At 64.7% G+C, this 25,925-nt stretch carries 12 protein-coding genes and 1 pseudogene; 9 read left to right on the top strand and 4 right to left on the bottom strand.

All coding sequences use genetic code 11. The features are described 5' to 3' along the window. Positions 1 to 15 precede the first annotated feature (15 nt). Genes Q5H93_RS08565 through uxaC form a run of 3 tightly spaced genes read left to right on the top strand, consistent with a single transcriptional unit; the run spans position 16 to position 4,703 of the window. Positions 16 to 1,836, top strand: a complete 1,821-nt coding sequence (locus Q5H93_RS08565; RefSeq protein ID WP_305006099.1) for a glycoside hydrolase family 13 protein — start codon at positions 16 to 18, stop codon at positions 1,834 to 1,836. Between the two features lie 2 nt (positions 1,837 to 1,838). Further along, on the top strand, positions 1,839 to 3,173 hold the full coding sequence (locus tag Q5H93_RS08560; protein WP_305006098.1) for a carboxylesterase family protein: 1,335 nt from the start codon (positions 1,839 to 1,841) through the stop codon (positions 3,171 to 3,173). Between the two features lie 51 nt (positions 3,174 to 3,224). Further along, positions 3,225 to 4,703, top strand: a complete 1,479-nt coding sequence (gene uxaC / locus Q5H93_RS08555; RefSeq protein ID WP_305006097.1) for a glucuronate isomerase — start codon at positions 3,225 to 3,227, stop codon at positions 4,701 to 4,703. A 93-nt stretch (positions 4,704 to 4,796) separates the two neighbouring features. On the opposite strand, the gene Q5H93_RS08550 is transcribed toward uxaC, so the two are convergent. Together Q5H93_RS08550 and susR are read right to left on the bottom strand one after the other, a co-directional pair. Next, the gene (locus Q5H93_RS08550; protein ID WP_305006096.1) at positions 4,797 to 7,010 is read right to left on the bottom strand and encodes a T9SS type A sorting domain-containing protein; all 2,214 of its coding nucleotides are present in this window, start codon (positions 7,008 to 7,010) and stop codon (positions 4,797 to 4,799) included. A 333-nt stretch (positions 7,011 to 7,343) separates the two neighbouring features. Continuing rightward, positions 7,344 to 8,939, bottom strand: a complete 1,596-nt coding sequence (gene susR / locus Q5H93_RS08545; RefSeq protein ID WP_305006095.1) for a SusR family glycan utilization regulator — start codon at positions 8,937 to 8,939, stop codon at positions 7,344 to 7,346. A 192-nt stretch (positions 8,940 to 9,131) separates the two neighbouring features. On the opposite strand from susR, the gene Q5H93_RS08540 reads away from it, so the two are divergent. From Q5H93_RS08540 to Q5H93_RS08525, 4 genes are all read left to right on the top strand, one after another. After that, positions 9,132 to 10,772 carry a helix-turn-helix domain-containing protein gene (locus Q5H93_RS08540; protein WP_305006094.1) on the top strand — a complete coding sequence of 547 codons (1,641 nt, stop codon included), beginning with the start codon at positions 9,132 to 9,134 and terminating at the stop codon, positions 10,770 to 10,772. A 264-nt stretch (positions 10,773 to 11,036) separates the two neighbouring features. Then, on the top strand, positions 11,037 to 12,923 hold the full coding sequence (locus Q5H93_RS08535) for a glycoside hydrolase family 13 protein (RefSeq protein ID WP_305006093.1): 1,887 nt from the start codon (positions 11,037 to 11,039) through the stop codon (positions 12,921 to 12,923). 21 nt (positions 12,924 to 12,944) lie between these two features. Further along, on the top strand, positions 12,945 to 13,835 hold the full coding sequence (locus tag Q5H93_RS08530; RefSeq protein WP_305006092.1) for a carbohydrate kinase family protein: 891 nt from the start codon (positions 12,945 to 12,947) through the stop codon (positions 13,833 to 13,835). Between the two features lie 81 nt (positions 13,836 to 13,916). Beyond that, entirely contained in the window at positions 13,917 to 17,129 is a 3,213-nt protein-coding gene (locus Q5H93_RS08525; protein ID WP_305006091.1) for an ATP-dependent helicase, read from the top strand. 139 nt (positions 17,130 to 17,268) lie between these two features. On the opposite strand, the pseudogene Q5H93_RS08520 reads toward Q5H93_RS08525, so the two are convergent. Next, positions 17,269 to 18,027 (bottom strand): annotated as a pseudogene (locus Q5H93_RS08520) (SDR family oxidoreductase). 145 nt (positions 18,028 to 18,172) lie between these two features. Here Q5H93_RS08520 and Q5H93_RS08515 point away from each other — a divergent pair. After that, entirely contained in the window at positions 18,173 to 18,538 is a 366-nt protein-coding gene (locus tag Q5H93_RS08515) for a winged helix-turn-helix transcriptional regulator (protein WP_305006090.1), read from the top strand. A 66-nt stretch (positions 18,539 to 18,604) separates the two neighbouring features. Continuing rightward, on the top strand, positions 18,605 to 20,647 hold the full coding sequence (locus Q5H93_RS08510; protein ID WP_305006089.1) for a HelD family protein: 2,043 nt from the start codon (positions 18,605 to 18,607) through the stop codon (positions 20,645 to 20,647). Positions 20,648 to 21,028: 381 nt separating this feature from the next. On the opposite strand, the gene Q5H93_RS08505 is transcribed toward Q5H93_RS08510, so the two are convergent. Continuing rightward, positions 21,029 to 25,666, bottom strand: a complete 4,638-nt coding sequence (locus Q5H93_RS08505) for a DUF2339 domain-containing protein (RefSeq protein ID WP_305006088.1) — start codon at positions 25,664 to 25,666, stop codon at positions 21,029 to 21,031. Between the last annotated feature and the right edge of the window lie 259 nt (positions 25,667 to 25,925).

Raw genomic sequence — 25,925 nt, 5'->3', positions numbered from 1 at the left:
GCTGTTGCCCTTTTGATGATGACCCAAAAACAAACCTTGCTCGCGCTGCTGGTCCTGCCAGCGCTAACCGCCATTGCCCAACCCGTTCAGGCCCAGATGGATTTCACCCCGCAGTGGAGCAAGGGCGTGGTGTGGTATCAGATTTTTCCGGAGCGCTTCAGCAACGGCGACCCCGGCAACGACCCCAAAGTAATTGACCAGAAGGGGGCTTACCCCTTCGATGACTCGTCGGCATTCCAGATTCATCCCTGGGGCAGTGACTGGTACCAGCTGCAGCCCTACGAGCTGAAAAACGGCAAGGACATCGGGTACAACATCCAGCGGCGGCGCTACGGCGGCGATTTGCAGGGCGTGCTCAACAAGCTCGACTACCTGAAGAAGCTGGGCGTTAACTCGCTGTACCTGACGCCGATTTTCTGGTCGCCGTCGTCGCACAAGTACGACGCGCTGTGCTACCACCACGTCGACCCCACCTTCGGCCCCGACCCGGAGGGCGACAAAAAGCTCATTGCCAAGGAAAACCCCCTGGACCCCGCCACCTGGCCCTGGACCAAGGCTGATTTGCTGGCCCTCAAGCTGATTGACGAGGTGCATAAGCGCAAGATGCACATCATCTTCGACGGTGTGTTTAACCACATGGGCGCCCGCAGCTTCGCGTTTCTCGATGTAGAAAAAAACCAGCAGGCTTCGCCCTACGCCGACTGGTTCACGGTGAAAAGCTGGCGCGACGATGTGAAAGGCACTAAGTTCGATTACCAGGGCTGGTTTGGCGTGAAGACCCTGCCCGAGTTCAAGGAAACCGAGGCGGGCCTGGTGGCTGGGCCGAAGCAGTACATTTTCAACGCTACCAAGCGCTGGATGAACCCGATGGACAAGGGCGCGGCCCACGGCATCGACGGCTGGCGGCTCGACGTGGCCTACGACGTGGCCCACCCTTTCTGGAAAGACTGGCGCAAGTGGGTGCGCAGCCTCAACCCCCAGGCCTACATGACGGCCGAGTTGGTGGACCCCATCGAAAAAACCCGCCCCTACCTGAGCGGCGACGAGTTCGACGCCACCATGAATTACAACTTTGCCTTCGCCGTGCACGATTTCTTCGTGCAGGACGCCACGGCCAGCACCGTCACGCAGTTCGACGCGCGCCTGAAGGAGCTGCGCGAAGCCTTCGGTGAAGGCGTGGCGTTCAACATGATGAACCTCGTGGACAGCCACGACGCCACCCGCATAGCCAGCGCCGTGGCCAACCCCGACGGCAAGCAGATGGTGAAGTGGGGCGACTACTTCAACTGGAGCCAGAAAGGCAACAACAAGACCTACAACGCCCGCAAGCCCACCCCCGCCCAGCGGCAAAGGCAGAAGCTGATTGCCGCCTTCCAGGTGCTGTACCTGGGCTCGCCGATGTTCTTCTACGGCGACGAAGCCGGCCTGTGGGGCGCCAACGACCCCGACTGCCGCAAGCCCATGCTCTGGGCCGATAAGAAGTACGACTCCGAAACCTTCAATCCCGACCAAACCCGGCACGACGCCGACGCGGTAGCGTTTGACCCCGAGCTATTTGCGTGGTATCAGAAGTTTATCGGCCTGCGCCAGCGCTACCCGGCCATCCGCCTGGGCACCTTCACCACCCTGGCCACCGATGACGCTAAGAAGCTCTACGCCTTCCGCCGCACGCTGGGCAAGGAGGAAGTGCTGGTAATCATCAATCGGGGCAGCCAGCCGGCCACGTTTACCCACGCCGATTTGGCTAAGGGCGCGTTCAGGGATGTGTTCACGAAAGCAGCTATCAAGCAGGTAAGCGTCAAGCCAATGGACGTAGTAGTCCTGAGCAACAAGTAGCCGTGGAAGCTACTGCCCCGCAGTTTCAGGCCCCGGCGGGCACCATCATCGGCTGGCGGGCCGAGGGGGGCGTGCTGCGCGCCACCGGTATCCGCTACGCCCGCGCCGGGCGGTTTCGGCCGCCGGTGGCGGAGCCGGTCGCCCAGGCGCCCATCCTGGCCACGGCGCTGGCCCCCGCCTGCCCGCAGGCCGCCGACCCGCTGCTGGACGAAGTGCTGCGCAACCTGTTCGCGGGCATCAGGTATGATGAAGACTGTCTGCGCCTTTCGATAACCCTGCCGGCCGACGTGCGGCCGGACGAACAGCTGCCGGTGCTGGTGTGGGTGCACGGCGGCTCCTACGTCACCGGCGCGGGCGATTTGCCCATCTACGACCCCACGATGCTGGTGCGCGAGCAGCGCGTGGTGTTCGTGGCCGTCACGTACCGCATTGGTTTGCTGGGTTTCCTGGGCTCGGCCGCCGGCACGCCGCCCAATCTGGGCTTGCTCGACCTGCGGGAGGCGCTGCGCTGGGTGCAGCGTAACATCGCGGCTTTTGGTGGCGACCCGGCTGGCGTCACGCTGCTGGGGCACTCCTCCGGCGGCGATGCCATTGCCCACCTGATGATTGCCGAGGGTAGCGCCGGCCTGTTTCGGCGTGCGATACTGCACAGTTCTCCCTTAGGCTTAGCCCCCAGGCGGCAGGCCATGAGCCGGGCGATGGTGGCGGCTGCCGGCACGTTTCCGGCCGATGCGCCGGTCGGCGAGGTGCTGGCCCGCGAGGCCCGGGTAGTGCAGGCCGCCCAGGGTTTCGGTCTGAAAAGCGGCATGCCCTTCGGCACGCAGTACGGCGCTTATCCGCTGCCGTCCGAGGCGGCGGCTGGCCCGGCCTGGGCGGCCGTGGCCCCGCAGGTAGATGTGCTCATTGGCGCTACCAGTCAGGAAACGAAGTTCTTTGCCCTGGCCTCGCCCAGGTTTCGGTGGATTCCTGGCGTGCCGCTGCTCGGGCCACTGCTGAGCCGGCTGCTGGTGGGGCTGAGCTCGCGGCTGATTTACCAGCAGCCTGCCGTGGAATTTGCCCGGCGGCATGCCCGGGCGGGTGGCCGGGCGTATGCTTTTACGATTGATTACCAGCCGCTGGGTAGCGACTTCGGCGGCGCGCATACCATTGATTTACCGCTGCTGCTGGGCACACCGGCCAGCTGGGCCGCCACGCCCCTGCTGGGCCAGGAGCGGTGGGCAGACGTGGCTGCCGCCGGGCGGGCAGTGCGCCAGCTCTGGGCCGATTTTGCCCGCAGCGGCGAGCTGCCCGCCCGCACCGCGCTGCCGGGCGTGCTACGCCTGCACCGGGTGAGCTAAACGGCAGCTTTAGTACCTTGACTTTCTGATTGTCAATTCACTTTACCCGCTATGAAGCCCTTTTTATCCGACGACTTTTTGCTGCAAACGGCTACGGCCCGCACGCTGTACCACGAAGTAGCGGCCAGGCAACCCATTATCGACTACCACTGCCACCTTTCCCCGGAGCAGATTGCCGAAGACCGGCAGTTTAAGAACCTGACCGAGCTCTGGCTCAACGGCGACCATTACAAGTGGCGCGCCATGCGCGCCAATGGCGTGCACGAGCACTACATCACCGGCGCGGCGCTGGATTGGGAAAAGTTTGAGCAATGGGCGGAGACGGTGCCCTACACCCTGCGTAACCCCCTCTACCACTGGACGCACTTGGAGCTGCGGCGCTACTTCGGCATCACCGAGCTGCTGAATAAGGACAGCGCCCGCCGCATCTGGGAGCAATGCAACCTGCTGCTGGCCACGCCGGAATATTCGGTGCGCGGCCTGCTGCGCCGCATGAATGTGGAAGTGGTGTGCACCACCGACGACCCGGCCGATTCGCTGGCGGCGCACCAGGCCATCCGGGCCAGCGGCTTCGCCACTAAGGTGCTACCGACGTTCCGGGCCGATAAGGCGCTGAGCGTGGAAAACGCACTGGTTTACAATGAGTATCTCGGTCAGTTGGGTACGGCGGCCGGGCTGGAAATCAATTCCCTGACCGACCTGCACGCTGCCCTTCGCCAGCGCCACGACTTCTTTGCCGCGCAGGGCTGCCGGCTGTCGGACCACGGGCTGGAACAGCTCTATGCCGCTGACTGCACTGAGGATGAGGCAACCCGTATTTTCGCTAAAGTGCGCGAAGGACAGGCGCTTGAAGAGCAGGAAATCAACAAGTTTAAGTCGGCACTTCTGCAGTTTCTGGCCGAGCTGGACTGGGAAAAGGGCTGGACGCAGCAGTTTCATCTGGGACCGTTGCGCAATAACAGCGCCCGCGCCCTGCGCGAGCTGGGCCCGGATACGGGTTTTGACTCCATCGGCGACTTTGCGCAGGGCCGGGCAATGGCGCGTTTCCTCAGCCGGCTTGATGATGCGGACAAGCTCACGAAAACCATTCTCTACAACCTCAACCCGGCCGATAATGCACTGTTTGCCACGATGGTCGGCAATTTCAACGACGGCTCGATAGCCGGCAAAGTGCAATACGGCGCTGGCTGGTGGTTTCTGGACCAGAAAGATGGTATTGAGCAGCAGCTGAATACGTTGTCGAGCATGGGCTTGCTGAGCCGCTTCGTGGGCATGCTCACCGATTCGCGCAGCTTCCTGTCGTTTCCGCGCCACGAATACTTCCGCCGTATCCTCTGCAACCTGCTGGGCAACGACGTGGAAAACGGCGAATTACCCCAGGACATGGCCTTGCTGCGCCAGCTGGTGCGCAACGTGTGCTACACCAACGCCCGCGACTACTTCGGCTTCTACCAGACTCCCGGAGCGGCTCCGGCCGGAACGGTTGGCCGGGCAGGCAGTAACAGGCTGGAACAGCCGTGGAATCATTGAGTACCAATTTACTCCTAAAACGCTCCCAACGCAAAATGGCCTGCTCACCGAGCAGGCCATTTTGTTTATCCCAACCCCGCAGTCCTCTCCAGATTAGTGCCGCACCTCTATGCGGCGGCTGCTCACGCCAACGGCCGTTTGCAGGCGCAGGATGTACATGCCATTGATTACCTCATTTAACTTGAGCGTGAGGGTGCTACCCGCGCTGCGCTGCTCGGCCACCACCTGGCCCAGCGCATTGAGCAGCGTGGCCCGCACGGCTCCGGCTGGCCCGCCGAGCTGCACCGTAAGCTGGTCGGCAGCAGGGTTGGGGAATACTGAAACGGTGGGGGCAGCAGCGGGCGCGGCGGCAGCCAGCGCTGTGGCTACCGGCGTCAGGGCCACGCCGCGGAACGACGTGTTGGCGGCCAGGGACACGAAGGGCGCGGGCAGGGCCGGGGTGCTGGGCGCGGCATTGTAGCCAGCCTGGTCCGTCACGGTGTAGAGGCCGCCACCGCCGCTGGCTACCAGCTGGATGTCCGTGCCGCTACGAGTACCGGTGAGGCCGCGCAGCAGTGCCGTAGTGGAGCCGCCGATGGTGCCGTTGAGCGTCCAAGTGCCGCCCACGAGGCTCCATTTCTGGATGCCGCCGTCGGCGGTAGCGCGGTCGTCGGCGATGTACACCACATCCACGCCCGGCACGGTAGCATCTAAATCAGCAAAATAGAAACCGTAGGAGCTGGGGCCGCTGGCCGTGGGGAAGCCCGGCAGCAGCGCTACCGTGGCCCCGGCAGCCGTGGGCAGGCCCGTGCCAATTTGATTCAGGCCGTAGTTTGACCCGGTGGCCGAGGAGGCGTAGAGGTTGCCGCCGGCAATGCCTAGGATGCGGAAGTTCACCAGCGCGCCGGTGCTCAGCGCCGTGGTCGGGCCGGGGTTGCCGAAGGGCAGATAGCGGATGCCGCTGTTGCCGCCCGACACGTAGAATGTGCTGCCGTCGGGGCTGGCCACCGAGCGGATATTCGAGCCCGAAAAGGCGTCGTTGATGCGGGTGTTAGTGTTCACGCTGCCATCGGCGCCGATGCGGGCCACCAGGCGGTTGTTGTTAGCTACGGTCGAGGTAACGATGCCGGTGGTGCCGGGCACGGCGTTGTAGCCGGTCAGCAGCAGGTAGCGGCCATCGGCCGAGCGGGTAATGTTGTCGGAAGTAGCGGTGCCGCTATTGGTGAAAGCCAGCACGTTGCCGCTGTTGGCGGTGGGCAGGGCAATGCTTTGCACGCGGGTGCCGCTCAGGGTGTACTCATCCACAAACTCAGCGGTGGCGGCGGTGGTGAGGGCGGCCGAGCCGTCGCCCACCCGCACCACGGCCACGTTGCCGGGCGTGAAGGGCACGGGCGTCGAAGCTACCTGCTGGTAAGCCACTTGCTGCAAAGCCACGGCATCGGCGGGCGTGATGCCCAGGTCCACGGCCGCCAGCTCGCCCGCGCCGAGGGTGCGCGGGTCCACGTTGGTCAGCTGGTAAAACATCACCAAGGCACTGAGGTAACTACCCCATTTGCTGGCGTGGACCTGGTCGGAGGCCCAGAGGTTGATTTTGCCGGGGTCGGGCGTGTAGGGGTTGCGGGTGGCCACGCCGGTGGTGATGGCGCGCAAGAAGGCGTCACCCACCGGGGCCACGGCGGCGAAACGGCCGTTGGTGGCGAGGGCCGCGTAGTAGGTTTTGTGCAGGTCCTGCGCCATCGAGTCGATGGGCAGGCCGGCGTAGCGGCTGCCGCTCGGGTAGGTAAAATCAGGGCGGGCCCAGGTGCCGTAGAGGTACACCTGCGCGCCCGGGCTGGCCGCGTGAATGGCCTGCTCCAGCCGGGTAGAATACGTGTAGAAAAGGGCCTGATTGCCCCCGCGGGCGGTGGGCGTCGGGCGGGTGCTTTGCTCCTGCAGCACCACTTTATCCCAGCCGGCCTGCGCAATCACCGGTAAGGCGCTGGTGTGGTGAAACTCCAACGACTTGCCGCTCACGGCTTCCAACTGCACGTCGTAGTTGAGGCCGGCCTGGGTCGTGAATTTCTTGAAGATGCCCGGCACGCCGCCGAACGCCGCCTGCATCCCGGGGTCGTGGGCGCGCGGGTCGGTGGCGGGCAGGCCGAAATTCAAGTCCGTCACCGCGCCCGAGTTGTAGTTCAGCGCCGGGGTGTACTGGCCGTGGGTAAAGCTGTTGCCCACGAACAGCACGCGGGTCGGGGTTTGGGCCGAGGCAGTAGCGCTCAGGCCGAGCAGGGCAATGGCGAGGCCGGTGAGCCGCCCGGCAGCGGTGGGAAGTAACGAAGAGAACATAGTGGGTGGGAAAAAGTGAGTATTGCCGGCGTGGTCAAGGCTGCCTGGCTGGCGCATTTTTCCGGAAAAATGACCAGCCACCAGCCCGCCAAACGGCCAATGTTGAGGCAAAGGAAATCCCACCTTCCAGCAGTAAAAACTTATTGAGTTCGGGTATAGAAAATATAAGCAAATCAAAGGTTCATAACACTGAAAAACAGCATAAAACCCCACCAGAAAGACCGGCAAAATATGAACCCGATATAAGCCCTTCAATCCTTGGCACACCCCTAAGCGGCTGCGCAAACGGCGCGGGTGTGGACCTCTCCGCCCCCGCCGGAACGATGCGCTCAACTACGCCGCCGCCAGCGCCCGCACCCGCGCCTCAAATTCCTCATTGGGCACGATGGACCGGCTTTTCACTCGCGTCTTGTAGGTGTAAATCGTGTTGATGGAGTATCCCAGAATCCGGCTGATGCGCTCGCTGTCGTCGATGCCCAGGCGCACGAGGGCGAAGATGCGCAGCTCGGCCGTGAGCAGTTGGTCGTCGGCCAGGGTCAGGTGGTCTTCGGGGCGGAAGAGGGTATTGAAGGCTGGAATGAAGTTGGGAAAAAGCTTCAGAAACACCTGGTCGAAGCCTTTGAAGAGGGCGTTGCGCTCCTGCTTGATATTGATGCCGTCGAGCAGCTTTTGCAGGCTGGTGTACTGCTTGCTGGCCAGCAGGGCGAGCAGCGAGTGCTTGAGCTTTTCGAGCTTGTCAAGCGACTGCGAATTGGAATTGAGGTAGTAGCCAATGTATTCGTCCTTCACCCGGTTGGCTTCGTTGAGGCCCAGGTTGAGCTGATTGAGTTGCCCGATGGCCGCCTGCAGTTCCTGATTGGTCAGCCGCAACAGCTTTTCGGCGCGCTGCAGTCGGCGCAGCTGCAGCAGGATGATGAGTGCGCACCCAGCCCCGAATACCGCCAACCCAGCCAGCACCCAGGTGTTGCGGCGCAGCACGCGGCGCTGCCGCTCAATAATACTGACTTTCTGACCTTCAATGACAAACGATGACTGGCTAAGCTCCACCTGACGCTGCCGGGCTTTGTAAAAGGCCGCTTCCTCGCGGGCCTCGCGGATGAAGGCGTAGGCATTCTGCAAGTCGCCCCGACGGTAGCAGTAATCGGATACTTTGGAGAGGGCCAGCGTTTGCCGGGTGGCCGATTTTACGTCGGCAATGGCGGCTATCAGCAATAGCTCGAAAGCCTTATCCTCCTGGCGATGTTGCTCGTACATGCTGGCCAGCAGACTGGCGCTCACGGCCAGCTGGTGCGGCGTCACGTCGGGCAGGCGCTGCACGGCTTGGTAAAACCGGAGGCCAGCTGATAAGTCCTGGTGCTTCTGGGCGATAAAACCCTGAATTACCAGGCAGTCGAAGGAGTTGGCCGGGCAGAGCTGCGCGGCGGTATCGGCGTAGGCCAGCGAGCGGGCGTAGTTGGCGGGGCGGTAGTAGTCGTCCTGGTCGAAGGTTCCTAAGTCGCTGTAGGCGCGGGCAGTGATGAAGTAATAATTGGGCTTATCGACCGGGCCGAGCTGGCGGGCGTCGAGTTCCTGCAGGGTATTAAACGTTTCGGTGAACATGCCCGACGACAGCAGGATAAAGGCCAGCCGCAGCTGGGCGACGGCTATTTTGCCGGGGTCGTGCATTTGCCGGGCTAGGTGGTTGATGCGCAAACTGTAGGCAAACGCCGAATCGTACTTATAGCCCTTATACTCATCGTAAATGCGCAAGCCCAGCTGGAACTGCGTGGCCGGAGCCTCGGCGCTGGCGGCGTAGGCCGTTTTCAGCGAGGCAATGCGGCTGAGGCGCTGGGCATCATACTCCTGGCGGTGCGCCAGGGCCTGGTTTAGCTCGGCCAGCAGGCTATCGACCCGCGCCGTGGCCGAGGCCGCCCCGACCGTGGTGAACAAGAAAAAAGAGACGAGCAGAAAAAGCCGCACAACAACTAGAAACTGAACCGGAGTAGCGCTAAAGATAACGGCAGCGGCGGCAGCAACGGGCCGGTTAGCAAAAGCCGGACTGAAACAGGCTGCGGTACCGGGCTACCCGGCCGCGCTTGCCGGCACCGTATTTTTACCACGAACTTCTAATAGTCCGGTCCCGTGCCTTTCCGCGCCCACTTCGGTTTTTTTTTGCTCCTGGCGCTGGCAATGGCTACTGCCGGGCCAGGCTGGTGGGCTACGCCAGCCGCCGCCGCGCCAGCCGCCGACACCAGCCGGCAACCGGTTGCTTACCACTTCGTCATCACCCGCTTACCAGCCAATACGCCGGCCGATGCAGCGATTTTCCTGGTGGGCTCCTTCAACAGCTGGCAGCCGGCCGATGCCCGCTACCGGTTCCGGCGGCAGCCCAACGGGTTACTGGGGCTGACGTTGCGCACGGCTCAGCAACAGCTTGAATACAAGGTATCGCGGGGCAGCTGGACGGCCATCGAGGGCAGCGGGCACGGGCAGGTGCGGGCCAACCGCGTGGCCACGCGCCAGCAGGCCCAGGCCGGCCATCTGGAGGTGCGCGTGCAAAGCTGGGAAGACCTGACCGGCACCTTCCAGTTTTACTCGCTCTATGACCTGCTGCTGCTGTTTTCGTGCTTTCAGGGGCTGCTGCTGGTGGTGGCCATTCCCAGCATTCAGCACTACAACCGGGCGGCCAACCGCTGGCTAATCTGGCTGTTGGGCCTGGGGGCGCTGGCTACGCTGCTTACCGTGGTGAGCAGCTACCGCGAGGTAGCCAATGCCTACCCGCGGCTGGCGCTGCTCCCCGATTTCATCTGGTTTCTCTACGGGCCGCTGTTTTACTGTTATTTGCGTCGGCTGTTGTTCAACGAAACGCCACCGGCCCGGCAATGGCTGTATCTGCTGCCAGCGGCCGGGCAGCTGTTGGTGTATCTACCGTATTTTCTGCTCGATAGCTACGAGTTCCAGCTCAAGCTGGTGAGCCACGACGCCACGCTGCGCGCCGTGCTGCTGGCCGCTGGCGTCGCGGCCTGGCTGAGCAACGGGGCGTACTGGCTGGCCTGCCGGCGCACGCTGCGCACATATACCCGGCAGTACGAAGCCAGCGTATCCTACGAGCAAAACCTGCAGTACCTCAACACGGTGCTGGGCATTCAGGCGGTTTGCCTGGCTTTGTGGGGCTTCCTGTTCGGGGTGGTACTGGCGAGCCGCTGGCTTGAGTTCGACGTGGATTCGCTGGCGGCCCGCAACGTGGAGCTGATTTGGCTGGCGTTTTCCACGTTGCCCTACTTTTTGGGCTACATGGCCATCCGGCAGCCTGAAATCTTCAAGCTGGGGCCCGCTGCTCCAGTTCCGCCGCCCGCTGCGGAGGTGCCGGCGCCCGTCAGCCTGCCAGCGGCGGCCGGGCCGCGCCCCAGCCCGCCCCGGCTGCCGCTGGCGCCCGACCTGTCGGCGCTGCAAGCCACCGTGGCCGGTTACATGCGGCAGCACCGGCCCTACCTCAGCCCCAGCCTCACCATCAATGAGTTGGCTACCGGCCTGAAGCTGCCGCCGCATGTGCTGTCCAAAGTCATCAACGAAGGCTTTGAAAAGAACTTTTTCGACTTCATCAACGCCTACCGGATTGAGGAATTTAAGGCAATGATGGCGACGCCGCGGGCCCAGCAATACACCCTGCTGGCGCTGGCAATGGAGGTCGGCTTCAACTCCAAAACGGCCTTCAACCGCGCCTTTAAAAAGCAGACCGACCAGACGCCGAGCGAGTATTTCAGCGGCGTGAAGGAGGAATAGAAAGCCAGGAAAACCGCTTTCGGGAGTGCCGCCTTTCCAAAGAGGCACCTGTTTGCCTCTTGTGTAATCGTCAATCTTTCAGACGCTAAAAAAGTGGTTCGGCAAAAAGCAACCGCTTTCGGAAAGTGGGGCGCCGGGCACCCAGGGGACGCACTAGGTTTGACGAGCCAATCCGGCCCGGCGACGCAATCATTCGCCGCGCCGGATTGGCTCGCAACCTTTTTTCCCACCCGGCGGGCAACCTTCCCGCACCACTTTTAGCCCATGCGCGTCCCCCAAACCCTGCTGGCATTGCTGCTGACTTTGTGCCAGCTGGCGGCCAGTGCCACATCCCTCAACAAGCCAGCCGCCCCCATCAGCCGCATCGACCCGACTTTCTGGTGGGTGGGCATGAAAAACCCGAAGCTGCAGCTACTGGTGCACGGCCCAGGCCTGGCCACCAGCCGCGTGACGATGGCGGCTTACCCGGGCGTAACGCTGGAAGGCTTTCAGCGCCTGGAAAGCCCCAACTATCTGCTCGTCAACCTTACCATCAACTCCACCGCCCAGCCCGGCAAGCTGCAGCTGACCTTCAACGGCAAGCAAAAGACGACTTACGCCTACGAGCTGCGCGCCCGCACCACGCCCGGCGATAAATCCAAAGTCCAGGGTATCAGCAGCGCCGACTTCATCTACCTGCTCATGCCCGACCGGTTTGCCAACGGCGACCCGACCAACGACGTGGTAAAAGGCAACCGCCCCCCCGGCCTGGCCCGCGACTCGATGTACGCCCGCCACGGCGGCGACCTGAAGGGCATCGAGCAGCACTTCGATTACCTCAAAGAGCTGGGCGTGACGGCTATCTGGCCCACGCCGGTAGTCGACAACAACATGCCCAAGGCTGGCTACCACGGCTACGCCCTCACCGACTACTACGCCGTAGACCCGCACTACGGCACGAACGAGGACTACGTGCGCTTCGTGCAGCACGCCCACGAGCAGGGGCTGAAAGTAATTCACGACGTGGTGCTTAACCACATCGGCAGCTTCAACTACCTCTGGCTCGACCAGCCGGCCAAGGACTGGTTTCACCAGTGGCCCAGCTTCACGCGGGGCAACTATCGCAACGGCACCGTGAACGACCCGCACGTGGCCGCGCTCGACCGGAAGCTGTTCAGCAACACCTGGTTTGACACCACCATGCCCGACCCGGCCCAGGAGAACCCGCTGGTGGAAACCTACCTCATCCAGAACTTTCTGTGGTGGGTGGAGTACACCGGCGTGGACGGCTACCGCGTGGACACCTACACGTATTCGGACCCTACCTTCCTGATGCACTGGGGGCAGGCCATTCTCGACGAGTACCCGCAGCTGGGCATGTTTGGCGAAACCTGGATGCAGGAGGCCGAGGGCGTGGCCCAGCAGGCCTTCTGGACGCGCAACGTGTTTCCGCCCGTCAACGGCTTCAAGAGCAACCTGCCCGGCGCCATCGACTTCATCCTGCGCCAGGCCCTGCTCGAAAGCCTGACCAAGCCCGCCGGCTTTGCCGAGGGCGTTTCGAAACTCTACTACGCCGTGCAGGGCGACTGGATGTATGAGGACGCCTCGCGCAACGTCATTTTCCTGGATAACCACGACGTGGACCGCGTGTTCTCGGTGCTGGGCGAGGACGTGAACAAGCAGAAAATGGCCCTGGCCTGGCTGCTCACCGAGCGCGGCATCCCGCAGATTTATTACGGTACCGAGGTGCTGATGAAGAACTTCAGTCGCCCCGACGGCCTGCTGCGCGAGGACTTCCCCGGCGGCTGGCCCGGCGACCGGCAGAATGCCTTCACCGCCGCCGGCCGCACCCCGGCCCAGCAGGATGTGCACGAGTACGTGCGCCGGCTGGCCAACTACCGCAAAACCCACCCAGTGCTGCAAACCGGCCAGCTCACGCACTTCGTGCCCGAGAATGGGGTGTACACCTATTTCCGGCACAATGCTCAAGGTCAGAGCGTAATGATAATGCTTAATACCAATGCTGCGGCGAAGCAGGTGGCTTTGAGCCGTTTTGAGGAGCGGCTGAAGGGCTTCAAGTCGGCGCAGGATGTGCTGAGCGGGGCGCCGGTGCCGAACCTGCAAACGGCAAATATTCCGGCCCACACGGCGCTGGTGTGGGAGCTGCGCTAAAATTGACTTCTGGCTCTACTCATGCTGCGCACCTTAATCCTCGGTGGCACCACTTACGACCACATCGTCAGCCTGCCCCAGCTGCCCGCACCCCATCCGCAAACCATTCACACAGCTCCTTTTCACGAAGGCACGGGCTCGACTGGCGCGGGTAAAGCCCTGACGATGCAGCAGCTGGGTTTGCCCACGCTGCTCTACTCGGCGGTGGGCGACGACTGGCACGGCCGCCAGATTGTGGCCGACCTGACGGCGCAGGGCGTGCCCGGCCGCTACCTGACCGACCCGGCCGGTACCGAGCGCCACGTCAATATCATGGATGCCCAGGGGCAGCGCATTTCGATGTTCGTCACGCAGTCGTCGGCGCAGGTAGCGTTTGAGGCGGCCGAGCTGGCAGGCCTGGTGCGGGCAAGCGGCTGCGTGGTGCTGAATATCATTGACTACTGTCATCAGTTTATCCCCTTGCTGCGCGATTACCCGCATCCCATCTGGACTGATTTGCACGACTACGACGGCCGCAATCCTTACCACCAGCCCTTCATCGACGCGGCCGACCATATTCACCTCAGCTCCGACAACCTGCCGGATTTCCGGCCGGTGATGGAGCAGCTGCGCGCCGCCGGCAAGCAACTGGTTGTCTGCACCCACGGCGCTGTCGGCGCTACGCTGCTTACCGCCGACGGCCAGTGGCTGGAGCAGGCCGCCGTGCCCGCCCCCGCCATCGTGGACAGCAATGGCGCCGGTGACAGTTTCTTCGCCGGCTTTCTCTACGGCTTCCGGCGCCACAAGCCGGCCCGGAAGTGCCTGCAATACGGCGCCTTGTGCGGCAGCTGGGGCGTGCAAACCAAAGGCCTGGGCATCGGCAACCGGAGCGGCGCGCTGCTGGAGCAGGCCTGGCAGCAGCATTTCGCGTAAGGGCGCGGCGGCCGAACCAGCGCGGGCCCGAATGGTGTTGGCGCAGCCGGCGCAGTAGCTTGCCGATATTTGCTACCCCGAATGGCCGTCCTCCACCCCCACACCGCTTTTGCCGCCGAATACGCGCGCCTCAACGCCCGCCAGCGGCAGGCCGTGGAGCACCCCGACGGCCCGCTGCTGGTGGTGGCCGGCCCCGGCACCGGCAAAACCCAGCTGCTGGCCGCCCGCGTGGCCTGGCTGCTCCAGCAGCCCGACGCCCGGCCCCAGGAAATCCTGTGCCTCACCTACACCGACGCGGCCGCCCGCAACATGCGCCAGCGCCTGCTGCGCTTCATCGGGCCCGAGGCGCACCGGGTGGCCATTCATACGTTTCACAGTCTGGGCCAGCTGATTATTCAGGAAAACGGCGCCACTCTGGGCCGCCACGACTTGGAGCCGGCTTCTGATTTGGAAGCCGAGGAAGTGCTGCGCGAAGTGCTCGACCAGCTGCCCACCGGCCACCCGCTACGCCGCGATTTGGGCGACGCGTACTACGATTTGCGCCATCTCAAAACGCTGTTTCAGGTGATGAAGCGCGAGGGCTGGCGGCCCGACCGGCTGCTGCACGAGCTGGAAGAATACCGCCAGAGTTTGCCGCTGGACAGTGCGTATCTGTATAAAAACCCGCCGCCGGCCCTGCGCGCCCAGGGCATCATGGCGGGCGACGTCATCCAGCACAAGCTGGCCGACGAGGAAAGCCGCATCGAGCGGGCCGCCGCCGCCGTGGCTTTGTTCGACATCTACCAGGCCGGGCTGGCCAGCCGCCGCCGCTTCGACTACGACGACATGCTGGCCTGGGCTACCCGTCTGCTCGTTGAAAATGAAAGCCTGCGCCTGAGCTACCAGGAACGTTTTCAGCATTTTCTGGTGGATGAATACCAGGACACCAACGGTGCCCAGAGCCAGCTGCTCTACCTGCTGGCCGACTACTGGGACCAGCCCAGCCTGACCGTGGTGGGCGACGACGACCAGAGCATCTTCCGCTTCCAGGGCGCCAGCATTGCCAACGTGCTGGCCTTCAAGCAGCGCTTTGCGCAGGCGGCCGTGGTGGTGCTGGAGGAGAATTACCGCTCCTCGGGCCCGGTGCTGACGATGGCGCAGCAGCTCATCGACCGCAACCAGGAACGCCTGACGCGGCAGCTGCCCGGCCTCACCAAGCAGCTGCTGCCCCGCCACCCGCGCTTCGCCCGGCTCACCGAAACGCCCCGGCTGCACCGCTACGCCAGCCCCCTGCACGAGGCCGCCGACGTGGCTGCCCACCTGGCCGAAATGCACCGCGCCGGGCAGTGGCCGGCGGGCCGGGTGGGCGTCATCGCCCGCAACCACGACCAGCTCGACCGGCTGGCCCGGCTGCTGCGGGCGGCCGGCGTGCCCTTCCAGCGCCGCCGCCCCGTGAACGTGCTCGACGAGCCGCTGGCCGCCGCCCTGCACCGCGTGCTGCGCTACCTGGCCGCCGCCCTGCTGCCTGACGACCAGCCCGCCGCCGACGCCGCTCTCTTTGAGCTGCTGCACCAGCCCGCCCTGGCCGTGCCACCGGCCGACCTGGTGCGCCTGGCCGTGGGCCACCAGCACCACCGCCGCGCCGCCTTCGCCGCCGCCCAGCCGGCCCTACCCTGGCGCGCCTGGGCCGGCCAGGCGCTGGATGAATCGTTTGCCATAGGGCCGGACCAGCCGGTGTTGTCGAAGCCGGGGCGCCTAGCGCTTTCAGCTGCATTAATCTTGGTGGATAATTGGTTGCAAGCCGCCGCCGCGCTGCCGTTGCCGGGCTTGCTGGAGCGTATTGTATTGGAAACCCTGCTGCCCGTGCAGTTGGCCGGCGCCCTGCAAACCGAGCACCTGCTGGCCGTGGCCCGCTCGCTCTTGCAATGGGGCCGCACCGAGGCCCGCCGCCAGCAGGCGCTGGGCCTGACCGGCCCCGCCGCGCTGCTGCAAACCTGGGAGGTGCTGGCCGCCACCCGCGACGGCCTCCCGCTGGAGCACAGCAGCGGCAGCGACGAAGCCGGCCTGGAGCTGCTCACTGCCCACGGCGCCAAGGGCTTGGAGTGGGAGCAGGTGTGGCTATTGGGCTGCCAGCAAAAGGAATGGCGCCGCAAAACCTCCGACCAGGGCTTCCGCCTGCCGCCCGCGCTGACCTCGGCGCCCGGCGAGGATGCTGATTGTGAGGAGGCCCGCCGCTTGTTTTTCGTGGCCCTCACCCGCGCCCAGGCCCGGCTGACCATCTGCTGGGCCAGCCACGACGACGCGGGCAAAGAGCTGCTGCCCGCCGAATTCACGACCGAGCTGGAGCAGGACGGCCTGAGCTCCATCGATGCGCCGGTGGCGGCGGCGGTGCTGGCGGCCGCCCGCCGCGCCGAGCTGGCCCCGCCCCCGCCGCCCGCCCCGGTGCCCGACCCCACGCTGCTGGAAGGCTTGCTGGTGGATTTCAGTCTGAGTGCCACCACGCTTAATGCTTATCTGAACTGCCCGCTGGCTTGCTACTACGAGCAAATTCTGCGGGCGCCAGCGCCGCGCAACGAGAAGATGCTCTTCGGCACGGCCGCGCATTTGGCCTTGGAATCCTTCTTCCGGCAGGCCCAGCAGCCGGAGGCCAGCGGCTTCGGCCCGGCCGACGAGCTGGCCGAGCTGTTCCGGCGCTACTTCGCCCGCGCCCGCTTCGAGCTGCCCGCGCCGATGTTCCAGCGCCTGGCCAACGCCGGGCCCGACCTGCTGCGCAACTGGTGGGCGCAGGCCGCCGCCCAGGCCCGCCCCAACGCCGTGGTGGAGCACATGGTGCGCGCCACCCTGCCCGGCGGCCCCCGCCTGGTGGGCAAGCTCGACCGCCTCGACCTGCACCCCGACGGCCGCCGCGCCGACGTGCTCGACTACAAAACCGGCCGCCCCGACGCCGCCAACGACAAGCTGCGCCCCGCTCCCGCCATTGCCGCCGAAGCCTCGCTGCCCGAGTGGCTGGCTGACCCGCGCCTGCGCGGCGGCGACTACTGGCGCCAGGCTGTGTTCTACCGCCTGCTGCTCAGCCACGACCCCGACCGCCGCTACGAAGCCAACTCGGTGAGCTTTGAATTCCTGCGCCCGCTGCGCGAGCCTGGCAAGCTGCCGCGCTACGTACGCCGCAAAGTGGTTGTGACCCCGTCAGATGAAGAGGTAGTTTTGGCCCAAATTGAGGCGGTGGATGCGGCTATTCGGCGCTACCAGTTTGGGCCCGGCTGCGGGGAGTGCCGCTGGTGCCGGCTGCAGCACGGCGGGGCAGCGGCTTAAAAAGGTGGCTCCTACCGGTCTGACGACCTATCCCTACCAGCACGGAAAACGGCTGGGAGCCGAGGCTAACTGCCACCGCTCCCAGCCGTCGGCCGGAATTGCTACAAGTCTCTAAAAGAGTGAAATCATTCGCAAGCAATTACACTTGGGCCATGCCGCCATCGGCGAACAGCTCGATGCCGGTGATGAAGCTGCTGTCGTCCGAAGCCAGGAAAAGTACGGCTTTGGCAATTTCATCGGACTCGCCCATGCGGCCCAGCGGCATCACGCTCAGCATCTGCGCTTTAAACTGCGCACGTTCCTCGGGGGTACCGGCCAGGTTGTTGAGGCCGGGCGTTTCGACGGGGCCGGGGCTGATGGCATTCACCCGGATGCGGCGAGCCTAGAGGTCGGAGGTCCAGGTGCGGGCCAGCGAGCGGATGGCCGCCTTGGTGGCGCTGTAGATGCTGCTGCCGGCCGAGCCCTTCGAGCCCACGATGGACGCCATGAGCACGATGGTGGCGCCGTCGGGTAGCAGCGGCAGGGCTTTCTGCACCGTGAACACGGTGCCCTTCACGTTGATATCGAACTGATAGTCGTAGTGCGGCTCCGTCACGGCATCAATGGGCAGGAATTCGGCCACGCCCGCATTGGCAAACAGCACGTCGAGGCGGCCTTTTTGCTCTTTGATGGTAGCGATAATGCGGTCGAGGTCGGCGAGCTTACTCACGTCGCCCTGGATGCCGACGACCGAGCTGCCAATTAGTTGCACGGCTTTGTCGAGCTCATCCTGCCGCCGGCCGGTGATGAATACGAAGGCACCTTCGGCCACGAAGCGCTGGGCGGTAGCCAGACCGATACCCGAGTTGCCACCGGTAACAAGAGCGATTTTGCCGGCTAATTTCTGAGAAGTTGTCATGAGGAAAAAGAGGTTTTTCTGTTGGTTTCGGCGAGGAACTATCGAAAGTCTCTTTTAGTTACTAACGCCACTCGTTTTGCCCCAAAAACTGGTTACCTTCGCGTAACTAACGGCCTTTTCCGCTCATTTTTCACCCAACTCAGCCATGCGTGACGCCGCCTTTTGCACCTCTTCCTGCACCATGACCCGCACCATGGGAGTGCTGGGCGGCAAGTGGAAGCTGATTATCATTTCGTACCTGGGCCAGCGGCGGGTGCGCTTCGGGCAGCTGGCGCAGCGCCTGTCGCTCATCTCGCGCAAGGTGCTTACCGAGCAGCTCAAGGAGCTGGAGGAAGATGGCATTATCCGCCGCGAAGCCTTTGCCGAGCTGCCGCCCCGGGTGGATTATTCGCTCACCGAGCGCGGCCTGGCGCTGCTGCCCATTCTCGACCAGCTCTGCGCCTGGCACGGCCCGGTGGCGCCGGTGGAGGAGGTGCGTCAGACGGCCGGCGCGGGTCAGGTGCCGGCTTAAACCCGGCCAACTGCGGCGGTAGACCAGAATTTGATAAGACCTTTGCGGTTCATTTCAACGAGCCGCATGAACGCTACCGAGCAAGAGGAAAAGGAATATCTGGAAGTAATCAAGGAGAAGCTGACGCTGGCCATCCGGCGCGGCGATGAGGCCGTGCGGCAGCAGTCTAATGAGTTGCGCGAGAAAAAGGAGTACCTGCACGAGCACCAGTCGGGCCTCGACGACGCCGATATGGTGGCGGCCGAGCAATCCATTAACCGCATGGCTTTCGCGGGCGACCTGGCCGTGGGGCAGAAGCGCAAGCTGTTCAAGCTGCTGCAGTCGCCGTACTTCGGGCGCATCGACTTTGCGCCGCAGGGCCAGAAAACGCCTTGGCCGGTGTACATCGGCATGTATTCCTTCACCGATGAGCAGCGGCGGCAGGGGCTGATTTTCGACTGGCGGGCGCCCATCTCGTCGCTGTTTTATGATTTTGAGCTGGGCGCGGCGGAATACACCACGCCGAACGGCACGATTAAGGGGAATATCGAGCGCAAGCGGCAGTACAAAATCCGCGACGGGCGCATGGAGTTCATGCTCGAAAACGACGTCAACATCCACGACGACGTGCTGCAGCGCGAACTGGCGAAGTCGTCGGACGACAAGATGAAGACCATCGTGGCCACCATTCAGCGCGACCAGAACGCGGTGATTCGCAACGAGACGGCGCCGGTGATGGTCATTCAGGGCGTGGCGGGCTCGGGCAAAACCTCCATTGCCCTGCACCGCATTGCTTTCCTGCTCTACCGTTTCCGCGAGACGATTGCCGCGAAGGACGTGCTCATCATCTCGCCCAACAAGGTCTTTGCCGACTACATCTCGAACGTGCTGCCCGAGCTGGGCGAAGACCACATTCCCGAGCTGGTGATGGAGGAGCTGGCGGCCGATTTGCTCAACCACGAGCAGCCCTTCCAGACCTTTTTCGAGCAGGTGAACGCGCTGCTGGAGCACCACAATCCGGCATTTATCGAGCGCATCCAGTTCAAGTCGTCGTTCGAGTTTCTCAGCCAGCTCAACCAGTACCTGGTGTACATCGAGAACAACTACTACACCTGGCAGGACTTGCGCGTGGGCAACACCGTGGTGCCGTCGGCCTTCCTCCAGGCCAAGTTCAAAACCTACCACCGGGTGCCGCTACTGAAGCGCTTCCCGCTGGTGGCCCAGGAAGTGCGCGACTACGTGCGCCACGCCACCGGCCGCAAGCTGAGCAACGGCGAGAAAAGCACTATCGGCGAGGCTGTTCCGCGCCTCTTCAAGTTCCACCAGGTGCCGGAGCTGTACCGCGATTTCTACCGCTGGCTGGGCCGCCCCGAGCTGCTGAAGATGGACCAGCGCCTGGAATACGCCGACGTGTTCCCGCTGATTTACCTGCGTTTGCGCCTGGAAGGAATTTCCGCCTTCGAGCATGTCAAGCACCTGCTGGTGGACGAGATGCAGGACTACACGCCGGTGCAGTACGCCGTGCTCTCGCGCGTCTTCAGCTGCCGCAAGACCATCCTGGGCGACGTCAGCCAGACCGTGAACCCCTACAGCAGCTCCTCGGCCGAAACCATCGAGCGCATCTTCCCGCAGGCCGAGGTGGTGAAGCTCTACCGTAGCTACCGCTCTACCATCGAGATTACGGCCTTCGCCCAGCGCATCACGCCCAACCCGAACATCCTGCCGCTGGAGCGACACGGGCCCGAACCCGCTATCACGCAATTTGCCAGTCAGGAAGCGGAATTACAGGGCATCAAAGAGTTGATTATGGTCTTCCTGGCTTCCGGCAATCATTCGCTGGGCATCATCTGCAAAACGCGGCGGCAGGCCACGCAGGTACATCAGGCGCTGGAGGCACCGGGCATTCACCTGCTCACGGCCGATTCGACGACCTTTAAGGAGGGCGTTATCATCACCACGGCCCATCTGGCGAAGGGACTGGAATTCGATGAGGTTATCGTGCCCTTTGCCTCGGCCCGCACTTACCGGACGGAGGTTGATAAGAGCATGCTGTACGTGGCCTGCACCCGCGCCATGCACCAGCTGACGCTGACGTATTGGGGGGTTGTCACCTCTTTTTTGTCGGCTTAATATTCCTGAGGCCGTCTGGGATGTAGGCACCATTTTACACGAAAAATCGGGCGGTGGTCTAAGCGAGGATGGTTCTGTGATTGTGCTGGTCGATGCAAATTTTGATTCGGGCCGTGTGCATCAGCAGTGATTTGCTCAAGGAACAGGATTTGCGCACCAACACGCCGCACCGCTGGCGTAAGGAGTAATTGAGAGCTTCGACGATGTTGGGTTGGCCTTCTCCCTTCGGACAGGGCCGATGCGAGCCGGTTGGCAAGGCCTTGAATTCAGCAGTGAAGCGGCGACGGGTACGTTTTGGGCTCATGGGATTGAATAAGATAGCCGCCATAAACTGTCCAAACTTCGAGTAGTCACACAGACAACATTCTACCATTCAGGATGTTAGCCAACCGGAACGTCCGGCTCCGGCAGCCCTTGCGGCGCGACGTCGTCGGCCCCCAAATCCTGGGGCGTGAAGCGGGCTTTGAAGCGGGCGTACAGCGCATTCATGCCCAGCAGCAGCAGGCCCATGAAGATGAAGACGAAGGCCCGCGTGATGGTGCCGCTCCGGCTCAGGTCGAAAAACACCAGCCGGAGCAGCGAGCCCAGCATCCCGGCCAGCGCGAGGTAGCGCAAATCCTGCCGGCGCAGCAGCAGGCTGGTGCTGAAGACGGCCACCACTTCCAGCATGAGCAGCACGGTGAGCACCGAACGGTCGAACGACTGCACGAGCAGCAGCGTAAGGGCCAGGAAAGCTGGGTAGAGCAGCCCGGCTTCGAGCACGCGGCGGGGCGGGCGGGCCAGCCGGTCCCAGGCGGGCGAGAGGTCGGTAGCAGGGGTGTTTTTGGCCTGCAGGGCCAGGGCCACGTAGCCAAACAGCAAGGCCACAGCGGCGGTGAGGCCCCACCATTCGGGGCTCAGGAGCTGCTCCGGCCGGAGGTAGCGCAGGCAAGCCAGACTGGCCGTGCCAGCGGCCAGCCAGTAGTAGAGGTGGCCGTACACGGCCAGCCGCCGCAAGCGCCCGGGAAGGCGGGCCGCCAGGAATGTCAGTCCCAGCGCGGCCCCCGCCCACAGCAGCGGCAGCCAGGGTGTGCGCACGTGGTGGCCCAGCGTGGCGGTGCCAAACAGCAGCGCCGCCTCGGGCAGCCAGGGGTGCAGCCGGCGCCAGGAGTTGTACACCGGGTACGTAGCGGGCGGGGCGGCCAACGCCAGGGCCGCCAGCGTGGCGAAGAGCAGGGCCGCCGTCCTGTATTCGGCGGGCTGGCCGAAGAACTGCTCATGGAGCGTGAGGAGGTAGCCGTGCGTGAGCAGGCTCGCCGTCAAGAGCCCGTAGCTGAGGTGCAGCAAGTAGCGGTCGGGAAGGCCGGCCCGCCACACGGCCGAATCGTTGGGCAAGCGGCGGCGCCACACCTGAGCCGCGGCGAAGGCGGCCCCCGCCAGTCCGGTAAAGCCCAGCGAGAGGTAAGCCACGTGGCCCGCGGGCACGGCAGCCACCAGCGCCACCACCAGGTGCAGCCCCAGCAGGTACAGCCACGGCCCGCGCACGAACCGCTGGGCCGGTGCCCACCACGAAACCCGGGCGCCCACCAGCGGCACGGCCAGCGTGGGCAGCAGGTACAGTAGCACGGCCCCCGCGCTGGCCAGCTGCCCGGCCGGGGGCCACAGCGCGTAGCGCCACTGCAGGCCCAGGTAGCCCACGGCCGTGAGCAGCAGCCCGGCCCACACGCCCGGCGCCGCTACCCGCTGCCGCAGGTACAGCAGCCCGCCCAGCAAGCCGACCAGGGCCCAGGCGGCCCAGGCCTGGTCGACTACCAGCGCGCCGCCGCTGAGCAACAGCCAGCCCACGGCCAGTCCCAGCACCGGCAGCCGCAGGATGCCGCCGAGGGGGAGCATTGCGTAGTCATCGTCCACTTTCGGCAGCAGCTGGTGCCGCAGCTGGTAGCCCACCGTGAGCAGGGCCGCCCCGACGAGCAAGGCCGCCCGCACCTCGGCCCCGAAGGCGCCCGGCGACGTGTAGGGCACGAGCACCGGCAACAGGGCCGCCAGCACCACCACTACATACGCCTGCAGGTGCAGCAAGTCGTCTTCGTCGCGGCCCCTTAACAGCAGGGCGACCAGCAGGTTTTCAGCATATAAAACCAGCAGAACCCCGGGCCAGCTCAGGCCCGCCTCGTGCAGCCCCAACCCGGCCAGCACCACCAACGCCTGCCCCAACACGAGTTGCTGGCGCCGTACCCAACGGGGCAGCAGGCCCTGCGCGTGCACCCAGGCCGCCAGTCCCAGCGCAATGCCCCCCAGGCCCAGGAGCGCCACCAGCAAGAGGGCCACCGGCGCCCCCGACCTGCCGAACAGCGCCTGCCCCAGCAGCAGCCCGGCGCCGCCCTGCAGCAGGCCCGCCAGCCCGGCGATGGAGCCCAACAGGTCACGGTCGGCAGGCTCACTCGCTGGACCTTCGGCAAGCTGCGGGGACAGCAGCTGCCGATGAGCCACGTTTCCTATTAAGATGCCCGCCCAGCCAGCCAGTGCCAGTACCAGGGCGTCCCGGTAAAGCGTAGGTAGCAGGCTGTGGTCGGCATTGCTGACGGCCGTCAGCAGCAGGCTCAAACCGGCAGCAACGGTACCGCCCAGGGCAACCCGGTAAAGGAGCATCTCCTGCTTCCGGGCGGCAATGAAAACCACGACCAGGTTTTCGGCATAGAGCAGCCCCAGCACCACCGGCCAGCTCAGTCCCAGCTCGTGCAAGCCGAATACAGTGAGTAGGGCCAAGGCTTGCGCCAGCAGCAGTTGTAGCAGCCGCACCCAAGCGGGTAGCCGGGGCTCGGCGCGCACCCAGGCGGCCAGTCCCAGCGCGACGCCGCCCATCACCAGCAGCGCCGCCAGCAGCAGAATTACCGGCGCCTGCTGCCAGCCAAACAGCACGCGCGCCAGCAGCAAGCCCGTGCTGGCTTGCAGCAGCGCGGCCAGCCCCGCAAAGCCACTGAGCAGGCCTTGGTCGGTTTCGGAAATCTCGGTGGGTGCGTCCGGGGAGCCATTAGCCGAGAGCTGCCGGTAAGCCAGGCGCAGGAATGCCAGGCTCAGCCAGCCGGTCAGGGCCAGCACCAGGGCGTCGCGGTAAAGTTCATGGGGTAGGGCGTTACCTACCTTCGCCCAGGCGGTTAGCAATAGCCCGCCACCGGTCAGGAGGGCCCCGGCCTGGGTTATGTGGGACAGCAGGGGTTCGCGCCGCCGGGCCGCCAGCAAGGCCACGGCCACGTTCTCGGCGTAGAGGATGCCCAGTACCACCGACCAGCTCAGGTTCAGCTCGTGCAGGCCCAGCCCGGCCAACACCGCAAAGAACTGCGCTAGGAGCAGCTGCTGTTGCCGCACCCAGTCCGGCGTGTGGGCTGACGTGCGTACCCAGGCCGCCAGGGCCAGGGCGCCGCCGCCCAGGGTTAGGAGGGCACCCACCAGTGGTAGCACCGGCGCATCCGGCCAGCTAAACAGCACCCACGTCAGCAGCAGCCCGGCCCCGGCCTGCAACAGGCCGGCCAACCCGGCAAAACCGGCCAGCAGGTTGCGGGCGGACTCGGCGGTGGAGGTAGCCCCCAACCCAGCCTTCACGTCGGCCCGGAGCAGGGGCTGCTGATACGTGAGCCGGGCGAACGCCAGCCCCGCCCACCCCGACAGCGCCAGCACGAAGGCCTGGCGGTACAGGGCCGGGGGCAGGCTGGAACCGGCGGTGAGGGCCGCGAGCACTAGCAGGCCGCCCCCCGCCAGGCCGGCCACGGACAGGGCCACCCGGTACACCAGCGCTTCGCGTTGCCGGGCCATGACCAGTGCGACCAGCAGCGCTTCGAGCAGCATAAACAGCAGGATAACCGAGTTGGTGGCGTGCCAGCCCTGCAGCGACAAGGCCGTGGCCAGCGCCAGAATCAGCGCGATGATGGTGTCGGTCTGGAACAGCCAGCCGATGCCGAGCTTTTTAGCTTGGCGCCCGGCCCAGAAGGTAAGCAACGCACCCAGGCCCAGCGGAATGGTTTTCCAGATGGAGCCCGTGCTGTACATATACAGGTTGATGCCCAGGCAGGTCCAGTTGAGCAGGTGGGCGGTAAAAAGCAGCGGTTCGAACCGCCGCTGGGCGTACACGCTACGGTACTGCACCACGGCTGCGGCTACGCCCACGAGCCCCACCAACCCCATGGCCAGCAGGCGCTGGGTATTGGGGATGTCCGTCAGCTGCTGATGCCAGTACAGGTGGAAGGCAAAGAAGCTGGCGATGCTGAGCAGCAGCTGGTACTTCCACAGCTGGCGATACGTGATGGCAATGGTGAACGCCGTCACCGCCGCCGCGGTCCCCAGCGTGAGGACCGTGGGGGGCAACACCGCCAGGGCTACTAAGCTCAGTACGCCGTGCAGCGTCGCCACTTCCTCGCGGCTGGCGCGCCAGGCCAGCAGCAGGTTGGCTCCCACCCCGGCCAGCAGCAGCAGGTAGTCCCAGGGCGCGGTAACCCAGCGCAGGCCTTCGATGCTCACGGCCGCCACGCAGGCAAACAGAAAGATAGCCGCCGCGCTACTCAGCAGCCAGCTGTTGAGCTGCCGCGCAAAGCCTTTCTGGCGGAGCGCAAACCGCACCCCCAATAAGCCGGCCGCGAACGCACAAATCAGCAGGAACCGCACGGGCGCACTCACCCGCAGCGCCGCGTAGATTCCCAGGAAGCCGACGCCCGTGACCAGCACCACGGCCCCAAGGATACCGGTCCAGTTTTCGAGCAGGAGCGTAGCAGCCCGCTCCCACCAGATGGGCCCGGTGGGCTCCGGCGGAGGCGGCGGGCGCCGCGGTGGCCGGGGCGGAATCGGCGGCGTGGGCGGGACCAGTGGCGCGGGCGAGGGGGCCGGGGTAGCTGCCAAAGCGGAATCGGCCGCCGCCACGGGCCGGGGGGCCAACGTGGGCGGGGCTGCCGGAACGGGGGCAGGAACGGCTACCGGGGCCGGGGTAAAAACCGGCTGTGGCACGGGCGCAGCCACCGGTGGTGCTGGCAGCACAGGCGTGGGCACGGGCATTGGAGGAACGGTAACCGGCGCGGGGGTAGGCGCAGGCGTTGGTGCTGCCTGAACAGCCGGTGCCGCTGGCACAACCGGTGATGGAACCGGCGCAGGCTCTGGCACTGGCGCTGTTACGACGGGCTCCGCAACCGCTGGCTTAATCAGCGCGAGTGCGGCAGTAGCTGGCACAGCCACCGGCACCGGGGTAATCGGCTCGCTAGCTGGCGAAGGCGCCATCGCTACTACGACAGAGTCCTCTTTGCGCAACGTTCCCTCC

This window comes from Hymenobacter aranciens (assembly GCF_030580865.1).
GTDB lineage: Bacteria > Bacteroidota > Bacteroidia > Cytophagales > Hymenobacteraceae > Hymenobacter > Hymenobacter aranciens.
This window is presented reverse-complemented; position numbering and strand designations above follow the sequence as displayed.